Annotated in this window: 7 protein-coding genes; 2 read left to right on the top strand and 5 right to left on the bottom strand. The window is 67.1% G+C overall.

Annotation, left to right across the window (positions count from 1 at the left end; all coding sequences use genetic code 11):
- Positions 1-38 precede the first annotated feature (38 nt).
- Positions 39-1,175, bottom strand: a complete 1,137-nt coding sequence (locus tag ACQP2Y_RS03510) for a serine/threonine-protein kinase (protein ID WP_433724530.1) — start codon at positions 1,173-1,175, stop codon at positions 39-41.
- Between the two features lie 290 nt (positions 1,176-1,465).
- Here ACQP2Y_RS03510 and ACQP2Y_RS03505 point away from each other — a divergent pair, with 290 nt between their 5' ends.
- Entirely contained in the window at positions 1,466-2,443 is a 978-nt protein-coding gene (locus ACQP2Y_RS03505) for a hypothetical protein (protein ID WP_433724528.1), read from the top strand.
- Between the two features lie 837 nt (positions 2,444-3,280).
- Positions 3,281-4,537, top strand: a complete 1,257-nt coding sequence (locus ACQP2Y_RS03500) for an ATP-binding protein (protein ID WP_433724526.1) — start codon at positions 3,281-3,283, stop codon at positions 4,535-4,537.
- A 60-nt stretch (positions 4,538-4,597) separates the two neighbouring features.
- On the opposite strand, the gene ACQP2Y_RS03495 is transcribed toward ACQP2Y_RS03500, so the two are convergent.
- The 4 genes from ACQP2Y_RS03495 to ACQP2Y_RS03480 all read right to left on the bottom strand — a co-directional run bounded on the left by ACQP2Y_RS03495 (position 4,598) and on the right by ACQP2Y_RS03480 (position 13,124).
- Positions 4,598-5,749: an endo-1,4-beta-xylanase gene (locus tag ACQP2Y_RS03495; RefSeq protein ID WP_433724524.1), complete on the bottom strand. Its 1,152-nt coding sequence runs from the start codon at positions 5,747-5,749 to the stop codon at positions 4,598-4,600.
- A 313-nt stretch (positions 5,750-6,062) separates the two neighbouring features.
- Complete coding sequence (locus ACQP2Y_RS03490; protein ID WP_433724522.1) at positions 6,063-6,317, bottom strand: hypothetical protein; 255 nt, start codon at positions 6,315-6,317, stop codon at positions 6,063-6,065.
- Positions 6,318-12,560 carry a DUF6531 domain-containing protein gene (locus ACQP2Y_RS03485; protein WP_433731716.1) on the bottom strand — a complete coding sequence of 2,081 codons (6,243 nt, stop codon included), beginning with the start codon at positions 12,558-12,560 and terminating at the stop codon, positions 6,318-6,320.
- A gap of 102 nt (positions 12,561-12,662) precedes the next feature.
- The gene (locus ACQP2Y_RS03480) at positions 12,663-13,124 is read right to left on the bottom strand and encodes a phage tail protein (protein ID WP_433724520.1); all 462 of its coding nucleotides are present in this window, start codon (positions 13,122-13,124) and stop codon (positions 12,663-12,665) included.
- Positions 13,125-13,182: the final 58 nt, after the last annotated feature.

The following is a 13,182-nucleotide window of genomic DNA, read 5'->3' as shown; positions in this document are numbered from 1 at the left end:
CCGCTCCTTGATCTGTTCTCTGACCGCCCTACACCCTGCTACAGGGTCGGTTGGGCTGCGTAGGCGGCTCGCAACTCCGCCGCTACCCGGCTGGATGCCGGTGGCCGTGCCGCTCGCTTCCGAGGCGGAACCGGCGGCTCAGGTGCCTCGGGCTTCTCTGGCGTCTCTGCTTCTACGGGCTTGGGAGCCGCCGGAGGTACATCGAGCGGCCCGTCCGCGTCGGAGTCGCCCCGACCGCTCAACTCGTCGAGCCTCGCCTCGATCGACGGCGACGGCACCTGGCCCGTACGCAGATCCGGATGGCGGCCCGCAGTTCGGCCGATGAGCGCCAGCCGTGCGTCAGCCGGACTGATCGACGCATCCTCCAGCAGCTCGGCGCAGGCGGCAGCCACCTCGGGAATCGTCGGACGCTCATCCGCTTCGAAGGCGAGCATCCGCCGCAGCAGCGGAAGCAGGCGCCTGGGGACTCCGGTCAAGTCCGGTTCGATCTCCGGGTTCGTGATCTGCCAGATGATCGCCTGCCAGGTCGGCCCGTCGTAAGGGAAATGCTCGGCCGCCGCGTATAGCAGCACCGTGCCCAGCGCGTAGATGTCAGCCGCCGCGGTGACCCGGGGGTTCCCGGCAGCCTGCTCGGGCGGCATGCAGTGCACCGAGCCGATGACCATCCCGCTGGTCGACAGCGAGTCATGAGTCGACGAGGCGTCAACGAACGCCGCCAGCCCGAAGTCGATGATCATCGGACCGTCGGCGCCGAGGATCACGTTCTGCGGCTTCAAGTCCCGGTGCAGCAGGCCGGATCCGTGTACCGCTTCCAGGCCCTCTACGACAAGCGCGCCGAGGCTGGCCACCAGAGGGACCGGTAGCACTTCGTGCTCCTGGACATACTCCTTGAGGGTGTAACCCGGGACGTACTCCATCGCCAGCCAGGGACGATCCGCGTACGGGTCAGCCTCCAGAAACCGGGCGATACGATTCGTGCCGATCACGGTACGGGCGATCGCCGCCTCACGTTCGAATCGTGCCCGGGTGACCGGATCCAGCCGGTCGCTGCGGATCACCTTCACGGCCACCGGTGAGCCCGCTGACGAGTAGGCGAGGAACACCTCACCCATGCCGCCCCTGCCGAGTCTTCGGCTGACCGCGTACCGGCCGATGCGCGACGGCAGCTCACTCATTCGACGTTCGTCGTCCTTCCGCCCACCGTGCAACCGAATCCACTTCGGTCACAGTGTGCCGAAACAGCACACAGACCGCGAGCAACGACGCGCTACGTGCCCGAACGGCGACGTCATGGTGACTGAACGGCCGAATTTGGAGCGGCCTCGACTCGATCCGGACTGCCTGTCTCTGCGCCCTCCTCTGGCGCGGCGGCTAAGAGGGCAGCAGGCCTGCGCTCGGGAAGCGCCACGAGATCCGGCAATTCAATCGGATCGACGTTCGTAGACCGATCCGGCATCATTAGCGAATGCGAGTTGCCCTGGACACCAACATTTGGAGCTACCTGGCCGACTCCGGCGAGGTAGCCAAATTTGATGCCCGCGCCGCAGCGGCGGGCCTGCGGATCGTGACGCCGCCGAGCATCCTGCTCGAGGTTCTTTACACGCGTGACCTCGGACGTCGCATGGCTATAGTCGACGCGCTATGTAGTGGTCGACGGCTTCGGCCACCGACTGAGGCTCAGGCGATGTGCGAGGAGGTAATTGCCGAGATCCGCAGATTGCACCCGGAGTGGTTACGGCGGATGCCCGACACCGCAGAAGTGGCTAGTCTCAACAGCTTCTGGACTAAGCGCATATGGCGCGAGGCCCGTCATCGGGCGAGCGTAACTCGAGTTGACGGCGCTGAGAGAAGCCACCAAGACCTCATCACCAGAAATCAGCGAACGAACGCATCGAATGCAAAGGCTGAGGCTTTCGACATCCTCGATCTCAATGCTCTTGTGGCTAGCCCTCAGCCTGGCGACGCACTCAAAGGCAGGGGATGGCGCGACGAGCGCCCGGTCGCACTATGGAGAGCCGAAAATGCGGTGCTGTACTGGTACCAGGTGATAGTTGTAGGCTCTCGGGCGATCGTGACGAAGGAAGATTCTACTTTCACAGACTGGGTTGGCGCTTACGTTGACCTTCGCGAGCTGAGGCGGCACGAGGATGAGTTTTTTGCTATGTGGCTCTATGACGTTAACGCAAAAGCCGTGCTTCGGAACTGGGTAGCTTGGGCGATCGTTTGGGCGCAGATGCAACGCAAAGTCGAGCAGTCCGGCGCGATAGACGCGCAGCACAGCGCATATTTGTGTGATTGCGATGTCTTTCTTACAGCGGATAAGCGTTTCGCGCACGCACTAAACATTGTCGCGGATCAGGCGCCCGCTCCCGTCGCAACCACCCGGCTCGTTTCTGCAGGATCCCCCGAAATCGTCGAGTCAATTTTCGCTGCACTTACCTGAGGTTCACCTGTCCGTGAAGTGTTAAGCTGCTGACCCGCCGAACATATCAAGCATCTGCGTGATAGAAGCGCCAACGACGTTGCCGAAACGGCAGGCAGGGGGCATGCGGTCGGGGCTACTCAGGTAGTTAAGAAATGATGATCAGGGATGATACTTTGTGGTGCTCCGGTGTTGCTCGGACGTTTGACGATGGCCCAGCACCAACGCAGACGTTCCAGTCCGGCGTGTCTGATGGACGCGAAACTGATCCCTGACGCGTGGATCAGGGAGGACGCAGCGCCCCTTAACCGGACGGCTGGCCTAGGAAGCAGCGCGATACGCGACTCACCGGGAAGTAGGCTGCGGAGCCAACTACAGATGAGTAGGTCGGAAGTCGACTCACGCCAACCGTCGACCGCTCGACCCACGGAGCGCGCGTCGAGCGAACGCTTGATTCGGTAACGCCCGCGATTGGCGTTTCTGCAGCTGACGCCCGAACGAACCACGGGGCGTCCACATTAGGAAACCGATGCTTTATCCCTAGCTACGAGGGCCTGCGGCCCACATGTTACCTAGCTGGGGATACCCACGAGTGCCCGGGCGTCCCCTGGGGGCCCCTCAGCGCCACCTGGTCCACCGGAGGTTTCCGTGACTGGTCGGAGGACGTGCGGAGCAAGTTTCGCGTATACGCAGCCCGGCGTGCCCGGTGACCGCGCATGAGTTGCCCGGCACGTGCTTCCGCGGTCGCCCTTCTCGCATCAAAAGAGAACGTCGACCCACCCGCATTTCGAACGCGAATGACCCCGCAGATCGAAAGTGAGTAGCCGCGCAGATCGAATACTGCAGGTAGCATGAGGTGTGCCCACACCGCACCTCGTCCCCCGTCGCGTCGCTGGACAGGTGGGTGCTGCTCTGGCTGACACCCGTGTCGTACTGATCAGCGGGGCCCGCCAGGCCGGCAAGAGCACCCTAGTCCGCATCGTCGCCGGCGATCGCCTCGCCGAGCGCCGCGACCTAGACCGAGCCCAAGACCGAGCCGCCGCAACCGCCGACCCCGTCGGATTCGTCGACTCCCCTGAGCTCCTGGTCATCGACGAGATCCAACGCGCCCCGGAGCTGCTGCTGGCGATCAAGGCCGCCGTCGACGAAGACCCCCGCCCCGGCCGCTACCTGCTCACCGGCTCGTCGCGACTGTTCGGCATGGTCGCCGCCCCCGACGCGTTGCCCGGCCGAATGGAAACCGTCGAGCTCTGGCCGTTCTCCCAAGGCGAGATCGACAACGAGCCGGACGGCTTCATCGATGCCATCTTCGCGCTCGGCCCCAGCCTGCGACACGAATCAACGGTGACCCGGGCCGACTACGCGGCCAGAATCGTTCGGGGCGGCCTGCCCGAAGCGACAACCCGAGACGACGCGCGCCGCCGCCAGCGGTTCTTCGATGCGTACGTTCAGGCGCTCGTCGACCGCGATGTCCGGCAGCTCTCCGACATTCAGCACAAGGGCCAGTTACGCAAACTGGTCCGCCTGCTCGCCGCCAGGTCCGCGACCATCATCTCCGCCAACTCCCTGGAGTCCGCGCTAGGACTGAGCCGGCCGACGGTGGCGCGTTACCTTCAGGCGCTGGAGGAGATCTTCCTGGTCAAGCGGATCCCGGGCTGGTCGCGCAATCTCGGCACCCGAGCGACCGCAGCCGCCAAATTGGTCTTCGTCGACTCGGGCATCGCCGCCAATGAACTCGCCACTGATGCCCGCGCTCTGCTCAGGCCGGGGGCGCCGTTCGGTCCGCTGCTCGAATCGTTCGTTCTCTCCGAGCTGTCCCGCCAGCTCACCTGGTCCGAGCAGCAAGCCGACCTCTCCCACTACCGCGACCAGAACAAGTACGAAGTCGACGCCGTACTCGAGAACAGATCCGGCCAGGTCGTCGGCATCGAGGTCAAAGCCGCCACCTCTGTCGGTCTCGACGACTTCCGCGGGCTACGCCGGCTGGCCGACCGCCTCGGCGACGACTTCATCGCCGGCATCGTCCTCTACACCGGCACTTCCACCCTGCCCTTCGGGGACAAGCTCCGCGCTATGCCGGTCAGCGCCCTGTGGCAGGTCCCCGCGCCAGCCTGACCTGTCCGGGAAACGCGAAGGCGGCAGCACCGAAGTGCCGCCGCCTCCCCCGATTCGACCTCAGCGGTTCCAGCGCGCCGCGGCCAAAGTGTCGCGGAGCGTGTAATACGCCGGCTTACGCTCGAAGTTGTTGCCCATCACCGTCGCGGCGCCTTCCGAAGGGAAGAACACCGGCACCCACGAGTACTTGTCGGTGAAGCCCCAGATGGTGAACGAGTTGCAGTCCTCAACCGCGAGACAAGCGTCCAGGACGGTCTTGTAGTACGCGGCCTGCGTCTGCAACTGCTCGGCAGTCGGCACACCACCCTCAGGCAGATCCATGCGCACGTCGAGCTCGGTGATCGCCGTGTGCAGACCGAGGTCGTCGAAGCGCTGCAGCACACCCTGCAGCTGGTCCGGCGCGCCGTACCGCGTGCTCAAATGGGCCTGGGACGCAAAGCCATGCAGCGGCACGCGGTCGGCCAGCAGCTGCTTGGCCAGCGCCTCGTACGCGTCGACCTTCACGCCCGGCCACTCCACGCCGTAGTCGTTCAGGAACAGCTGGGCCTTGGGGTCGGCCCGGTGCGCCCAGCGGAACGCGTCGGCCACGATGCCCGGGCCGAGATCGCGGATGAAGATGTTCTCCTGGCGGTACTCGCCGTTCTCGTTGAAGATCTCGTTGGCGACGTCCCACTGCTGGATCTTGCCGCGGTAGCGGCCGACCACCGTGGTGATGTGGTCCTTGAGAATCGCGCGCAGCTCGGCCTTGGTGAACTCGCCCTCCGCCAGCCACGCCGGGTTCTGGCTGTGCCAGAGCAGCGTGTGGCCGCGGACGACCTGGCCGTGCTGCCGCGCGAACTTGACGATCGCGTCGGCCGGGCCGAAGTTGTACTTGCGGCGCTCGGGGTGGATGAACTCCCACTTCATCTGGTTCTCGGGAGAGACCGAGTTGAATTCCCGGGCCAGGACCTTCCGGTACGGCTTGTCGAAAGTGAACGGGTCCGGGTAGTCCTGCTCGAGGTGGTGACCGCCACCGGCCACCGCGGTCCCGATGCGCAGGTCACGCGGCGCCGCCCAGCGCAGCGGCAGATTCCGCAGGCCGGGGTGACGGTCCACGACGGACGAGCCGCCGGTTGCCTTCGTACTTGCCTGCGCCGGCTGGATGCCGGGGCCGATCAGTGCCGAGGTGGCGAGGACGGCCACGGCGACACGGTATGCCTTTCTCAAGATCACTCCTTTGAGGGGCGTCGGCCCGCCGCACACATCAGCTCGATGCCGAAACTTTCGGGGCGGACAGACCGGAAGACCCTCGTACGCTAAGCCGAACGAACAGCCTTCGTCAATGTTTCAGCTTCATGAACGACCGGACTTCAAGCATCCCAACCAGGGCATCTCGTCCCGGAACTGACGAGTCAGACAGGCCGGATGGCTACCGAACAAGTTCCGTAAGTTTCGACGCTGAGAGGAGCCCGAACACAGTGCTGGCCGGGGGCGTCCCGAGGATCTCGGGGCGCCGCCCGGCCAGCAATACTGAATGCGCGAACGTCTAGCTTTCCACCATGCCGATCATGCGCGGTATGTCGCGGATGAATCGCGCATCGTGCTCATCCGGCGTACCGTCGGCGACCCTTTCGATCAGTTCCAGGAATTCGTCCCGGTCCGATCCCGCGTATTGCAGGAGCGCATGTGACATGTTCTCCAGGGCGCGTTCCCCGGAGTCCGGGTCGACCTCGTCGTCACCCGATTCTTCCAGGAACATCATCGCGGCTGCGATGGCCTTGACCAGGGGTTCGCAGTTCATCTAGGGCGCCAATCTGACGGCGATATTGGAGATGCCGGCGTACGTCATGAATCTGTTCGCGGCCGCGACCGCATCCGGGGTCGGCAGTTCCCACACCGCCTGATAGCCATTATAGGCAGCGGTCCCGGCCTGCCTGCGGGCCTGATCGACGGCCTTGGCGGTGAATCGCGGATTGAGCTTGCGGTCGATGATCTCGTTGCCGTTGATGCCGTCGAACTTCGCCGTCACCGGGGTGCCGCCGAGTCCGGGCATCTCCAGTTGCGGCGCCATCGACCGGCCGGTGGCCACGTTGGACCGGGCTCCGGCCACGCCCGACTGGTAGTCGTAGGCCTCCGACGGCATGCCGCGCCGGCCGGCCCGCAGGTCGCCGCCCTCGTCCACCCAGGTGACGTCGTCGCCGCAGTTGTGGACCAGGACCTGCTCGTCGCCGGCCACCACGTAGTACGTGTGGGTGCCGCTGACCGTGAGGTTGTAGACGGTGGTGCTGGTGGTGGTCGGTTCCCCGACGAGCGCGACGCTGACCTCGGCGCCGGATTCGTCCCGGAGGGTGTCGCCGGTGGTGAGTTCGGCCGCCGGGATCCAGCCTCGGTCGGGGCTGTAGAACTTGTGTCCCGCAGTCGCGGTGATGACCGACGGCGGTCCGCCGCCACCGGAACCAGCACCCACCAGGGTGAGGTCGATGAGGTCCTTGTCGCCGGTGCCCTCCACGGTGGCGGTCACCTGCTGCGGCTCGGTCACGCCGGTCACCGGGTCGGTGGCGGTGACCGTGTCGCCCGGCTGCAGCTTCTCGATCGGCTTGCTGCTGCCGTCAGCCAGCAGCACCAGGGTGCCGGCGGCGAACGAGTTCGACGCCAGACGCGTCTTGTTGCCCTGGGCTATCTTGCAGCTCTCGCCGGCCGACGATTCCTTCTTCTTCGCCTGTTTGGCGTTGTCGGCCGCCTTCTGCGAGGTCGCTTTCGCCTTGCCGCCGGCGTCCTTGGCGCCCTTCGCCGCCTGCGCCGCCTCGTCGGCGTACTTCTTGCTGTCAGCGGCTTCGTCCGCTGTCTGGGTCGCCTTCTTGATGTAGCGCGGGATGCTCGACAGCGCGTTCTTGGCCGATTTCAGCCGGCTGTACGCGTCGATGAGGCGACGACCGACGCCGATGGCCTTGATCGCCACCTTGGCCGCCTTGAACATCTTGCCCCAGGGCACCGCCTGCAGTGCGGTGGAGACACAAGCGACGATGTCGCCCTCGGTGATGCACTTCTTGGCGTCGTTGAAGCCGACCAGGTCGAGGATCAGATTGACGATCTCGTCGCCGATCTGCTTCACGAAGCCCTCGGCCTCGTCGACGATCTTCTTCGAGTTCAGCCAGTCCGGGTTGTCGGTCGCCTGCTCGCCCTCGCCGGCGGCCGGGGTGTTGGCGTCCGCGGTCCCCTGGCAGGCCGCCGGATTGTTGGCGCAGGCCATCGACGAGTAGTAGTCGACGTACGCCTGGGTCATCCCGTTGCCGTCCGGATCGCCCCCGGTGGGGTCGGTCAGCACGGTCGGACGGGCATTGGTGTACGAGTACGTCGACACAGCCTGATCGGTGGCGGGCTGGGCGACCGGGTCCGCCGAGGCGAAGCGGCCGGTGCCCGGGTCGTAGCTGCGCGCACCCATCGCGTACCGGTCGCCCTGACTGACGTCCTGGTACGTCCCGGCGTACTGCATCGGGTTGGCCGGCGCGTCCTCGGCGACCTTGGTGCCGCCCTGGGTGAGGCCGGTGCCGCGGGCGACGCCGAACGCGTCGTAGTCGTAACTCCATTCCGGTGCTCCGGACGGCGAGACGACACCCGCCACACCGCCGAGCCAGTCGCGCAGGTACGAGTGCGCGGCCATCCCGTCGGCGGACGGCACTATCAGGGCGAGTGGCTGCCCGGACGGGTCGTACAGGTAATCGCGTCCCACCGTGCCGGCGGCGTCGGTCTGCCGCTCCTGGGCCAGCACCGGCCGGCCGGCGTTGACGTCCCAGTTCCAGGTCTGCGTGACCGCGCCCGCGCCGGAACCGGTGACCGCCTTGATCCGGTTGCCCGTGGCGTCGTACGTGTAATTCGTGGTTTTGCTGCCGACGGTCGCCGACGTCATGGTGTGGTCCAGCGCGTACGTGAACCGGTCCGACCCGGCCTCGGTCTGGTTGCCCTCGAGGTCGTACGCGAACGAGCGGGTGCTCGAGCGGCTGCCCGTGACGTTCTCGCGGGTCAGCTGGTCGGCACCGTCGTACGTGTAACTGGTCGTGGTGTTCTCGCCCGGAGCGACCCGGGTCTTGGTCTTGCGGTTGCCGACCAGGTCGTAGGTGTAGTCGGTCCGGTCGGCGACCGCGCCGGCGCAGGTCTGCGCGCCGAAGCACTCGGCGGTCAACCGGTTGGCCGCGTCGTACGTGTAGGCGGTGGCCTCGGTGACCGTCGGCCGGCCGGGCTCGCCGTCGGTCTCGACGACCCGGGTCGGGTTGCCGACCTTGTCGAGGGTGAGGTCGAACGCGGACAGCGTGGTGTCGCTCTTGGCCGCGGCGATCCGGGTCATCCGGCCGGCGCGGTCGTACTCCCGGCTCTCCGAGACGCCGGTGGACTGCGGGTAGGTGATCCCGGTCAGGTGGTCCGCGACGTCGTACGAGAAGCCGTACTCCGCACTGCTCCCGCCGCGGGTGGCCGTGAGCGAACGCACCCGGTCTCCGGCGTCGTACGTGGCGCCGATCCGCGTGCCGTCCGGGTAGGTCCGTGCGGTCACCCGGTCGGTGCTGTCGTACTCGTACTTGAACGTCTCCGACCCGCGGCTCACCGACGTGAGCCGGTCGGTGACGTCGTAGACGTACGACTGCACGCCGCCCGGATCCGCGGCGCTGACCACCCGGTTCTTCGCGTCGTAGCCGAACGAGTAGGTGACCCCGTCGGCGCCGAGCTGCTTGCTGGTCAGCCGGCCCAGGTTGTCGTACGCGTAGAACAGGGACCGCGCCGGCCGGTTCGGGTCCGGTCGTCCCTCCTCGACGATGCGGGCGGTGACCTCCTGGATGACGTTGGAGTCGGCGTCGTAGACGTACTCGCGGCGACGGCCGATCGGGTCGGTGGTCACGGTGGTGCGCCCGGCCCGGTCGTACTCGGTTGAGGCGGTACGGCCGAGCGGATCGGTCCGCTTGATCACCTGACCGTTGGCGTTGTAGCCGTAGACCAGGCCCTGCCCGTTGGTTGCGTCCGGGCCGATGACCGTGGCGAGCCGGTCGGCGGCGTCGTAGGTGAAGCGGGTGGTCTTGCCGTTGGCGTCGGTCTGCGCCGTAGGCCGGTTGACCCCGTCGTAGTCGACCTTGGTGACGTTGCCCAGCGGGTCGGTCACGGCCTCCGGGTTGCCGGCGCGGTCGTAGGCGTACCGGGTGGTGAAGTTGTCGGGGTCGGCGCCGGAGACGTTGCCGCGCGGCTCGGTGACGGCGACGACGCGGCCGTCGTCGTCGTACCGGGTGGTGATCACACCGCCGGTCGGGGTGGTCTGGCGGACCGGGTTGCCCGCGTCGTCGTATTGGATGCCGGCCGCGCCCGCGGCGGGCCCGGAGCTTCCGGTACGGCGGTTCGCCTCGTCATAGGTGTTGGTCAGCTCTTCGCCGCGCTCGTTGGTCATCGAGACGACGTTGCCGTTGTTGTCGTAGCCGACCGTGGTGCCCTGCTTGAACTGGTCGCGCTGGGTGGTCGGGCGGTCCAGGGCGTCGAAGGCGGTGTCCACCTCGACCCGCTGACCGTCGGAGCCGTACGGCCGGTCGGCGCGGATCAGGTTGCCGTTGTAGTCGTAGTGGAAAACCGCGGTGAACAGGGCGGCCCGCGGCGGGTCCGCGTTGCCGCGTGGCGAGGTCTCGGTCGCCACCCGGCCGTTGCCGTCGTACGTCCAGGAGGTCTTGTTGGCCTCGCCGTCGGTCACCGAGGCGCGCCGCCCACCCGGCGTGTACGTCGTCGCGGAGACGTTGCCGATCGGGTCCTTGGCCTCGATGACCCGGCTCGCCTTGTCGTAGGTGAAGCGGGTCGAGTTGCTCAGCGGGTCGGTGGTGACGACCACGTTGCCGAGCTCGTCGTAGACCGTGCGGGACGGCTGGGCCTTGCCCGGCTGCCACACCTCGGTGATCTGGCTCTGCTCGTTGTAGACGTACCGCGTGCGGTAGGCGTCCTTGTTGCCCCCGGCGACGGTGCCGCGCGGGTCGACCACCGAGGCGAGGCGGCCGGTGCCGTCGTACGTCATCTCGGTGCGCCGGCCGGTCGGGGCGATCTCCGCCGTACGGTTGCCGTGGGTGTCGTACTCGTAGCGGGTGACCTTGCCGCGCGGGTCGGTCCGGGAGACGAGCTGACCCTTGGTGTCGTACGCGTACTCGTACCCGGTGTCCTGCCTCGGGCTCTTCTGCCCGACCATCTCGTTGAACTCGTTGTACTTGTAGTCCCAGTCGTTCTTGCGACCGTCGGTGTACTTCGTCAGGTTGCTGCGGTCGTCGAACTTGCTGGCCTCGGTGAAGGCGAACGGCTCCGGCGCGGTCCGGGCGACCGGGTTGCCGCTGTCGTCGAACCGGGTCTCCTCCTGGTTGCCCTTCGGGTCGACGACCAGGCTCTTGTTCAGCTTGCCGGTGTACCGGTGGTTGACGGTGTCGTTGCCGGCGTTCTGGCTGTAGAGCAGCACGTTGTTGCGGTAGCCGTCGACGACCGCCACGCCGTCCGGGTCGGTGGTGCGGGCGACCTGCTGGCCGGCGTCCCACCGGAACTCGGTGCGCGCATTCTCCGGGTCCAGTTGCTCGGTGATCCGGCCGGCGGCGTCGTAGGTGTTGCGGATCAGCTTGTTGCCGCGGGCGTCGGTGATGTCGTTGAGCCGGCCGCCGGCGTCGTAGCCGTAGGTGGTGACGTTGCGGCGCGGATCCTGGACCTTGAGCAGGCGCCCGTTCTGGTAGTCGAACTGGGTCGACCGGCCGTCCGGCAGCGTGATCTTCGTGACGAGCCGCAGATCGGTACGGGACTCGAAGCGCACCACGCGACCGCTGGCATCGGTGACGGTGTTGAGGAGCCCGTCGGCGGTGTACGCGAACGTCACGCCGGAGCCGCGCGCGTTCTTGATGGAGAGCAGCTGACCGGTGGCGTTGAACCGCAGCACCCGCCGGTCCGGCGGCACCAGCTGCCAGCCGCCGTCCACCTTGGACAGGCCGGCGCGGACACCGGCCGGCCGGTCGTACGACCCGTCGGCGTTCGCGGTGTAGACCGCCTCCGAGCCGTCCTCCGCCCGCACCCGCACCGCGCCGTTGTCGGCGGCGATGATCCTGATGTCGTACGAGGAGCTCCAGCCCGGCCCGAACATGCCGGTGGCCGGGTTGCCGGACGAGTAGTAGCGCGCGTGGTTGAACGGGATGCCGTACGACGGCATCACGAAGTCCTTCTCCACCCGCAGGTAGGCGCCGGTCGCCGTGTTCACCGTCGCGCCGCGCAGAGCCTGCGCGGTCACTGTCGGGCCGAGCACCGTGGCGCAGCCGCAGCCGGTGGCCTGCCCGGCGGGCAGCGCCGGCACGTCGTCGGTCTTGCGCGGCTTGGCCTGCGCCGACGCTGCGCTGGTCAGCTCCGTGCCGTCCGGCGCGACCTCGGTGATCGTCACCGTGTAGGCCCGTGCCGGGTCGAGCACCCAGCCGTCCGCGGCACCGAAGCTGCGGCACAGCAGAGCCGGGCTGTAGCACCGGCTCAGGTCGGCCTTGCCGAGCTCGGCGGATCGCTGCTCGGCGCCGGACTCGACGTCGGTGACGGTCGCGAACCAGCGGCCCCACGACGTCGGATCACCGTCGTCGACGACGGCGTCCCAGTACACGACGAGCGAGGTGTCGCCGAGCAGGAAGCCCGGGCGGGCGATCGGCCGGCCCGGCAACTCCGCCTGCCGGGCGGCCACCACCCGCGCGGCCGCGATCGCCTTGGCCCGCCGTTGGGCCTTCTCGGTTGTGGTCGGCACCCGGACCTTGCCGTCGGCCTCGACCGCGGGCGGCACCGGAGGCGCCTGCTTACCGGCGGGCAGGCCGTGATTCTTGGTCGCCGTGGTCGGCAGCGGGCTGTTGACCGGGCCCGCACCCGGCGTCGCCGACGGCGCGGCCGAGGCCCGCGCGGATGGCAGGACGAAGAGGAAAGAAATGACGAGTGCCCAGATCAGGGCATGGCTGAGCAGCCGGAACCGGCTGGAAACGCGCACGATGCACTCCCCCGTGGAGATGGCGTTGCAGTCCGCGAACACCATCACGCATCGATCTTGATCGACACATCCACCGAACGGTCCATGATGGGAGCGCTCCCAAAATGTGGTCGGTCGGTGCCCGATCCCTGAGCCGCCGGGTCGGGCTCAGTACTCGTTCTTGATGACGAAGTAGGAACCGCGGATGGTGCCGGCGAGCTTCGACTTCTGCCGGGCGAACTTGAACGACCCGAGCTCCTCCGGAACGTCCATGCCGTCGGAGAGCTTGAAGCCGACCGCCCGCTTCCCGCCGTCGTCGATCGTGTACATCACGTTGATGGACAGGCCGTTCTCGTAGAAGACGTAGGCCATCCGGATGTTCTCGACCTGAAAGGCCGTCGCCTCGAGCGGCGGGGAAGAGATGACGAGGCCGCGTTCCTCCTCGAGGATGCGGTGCACCCAGGCGATGGTCGACTGGGCTTCGCTGGCGGGCTCCACCGTGAAGGTGTGGCCATACTTGTTCTTGAAATAGCGGGCCTCGTTGGCCCGCAGACCGGCCAGCGCATCCGCAACCGGCGACGACTCCAGGCCGACGGTCGAAACGGTGCCGAAGTCCACCGCATAAGACATGACAGATCCTCCGCGTGTCGGCTCGTCCACATCCGGCCGGGATCAGCGTAGCGGTGTG

Source organism: Actinoplanes sp. CA-051413, from assembly GCF_050955795.1.
Classification (GTDB): Bacteria; Actinomycetota; Actinomycetes; order Mycobacteriales; family Micromonosporaceae; genus Actinoplanes.
Note: the sequence above shows the minus strand (reverse complement) of the source record. Positions and strands in the feature narration are given on the sequence as shown.

Excerpts from the sequence above, each read along its gene's own strand:
- ACQP2Y_RS03485 (WP_433731716.1), bottom strand. The coding sequence starts at position 12,560 with ATGGTGTTCGCGGACTGCAACGCCATCTCCACGGGGGAGTGCATCGTG.
- ACQP2Y_RS03510 (WP_433724530.1), bottom strand. The coding sequence starts at position 1,175 with ATGAGTGAGCTGCCGTCGCGCATCGGCCGGTACGCGGTCAGCCGAAGA.
- ACQP2Y_RS03490 (WP_433724522.1), bottom strand. The coding sequence starts at position 6,317 with ATGAACTGCGAACCCCTGGTCAAGGCCATCGCAGCCGCGATGATGTTC.
- ACQP2Y_RS03505 (WP_433724528.1), top strand. The coding sequence starts at position 1,466 with ATGCGAGTTGCCCTGGACACCAACATTTGGAGCTACCTGGCCGACTCC.
- ACQP2Y_RS03480 (WP_433724520.1), bottom strand. The coding sequence starts at position 13,124 with ATGTCTTATGCGGTGGACTTCGGCACCGTTTCGACCGTCGGCCTGGAG.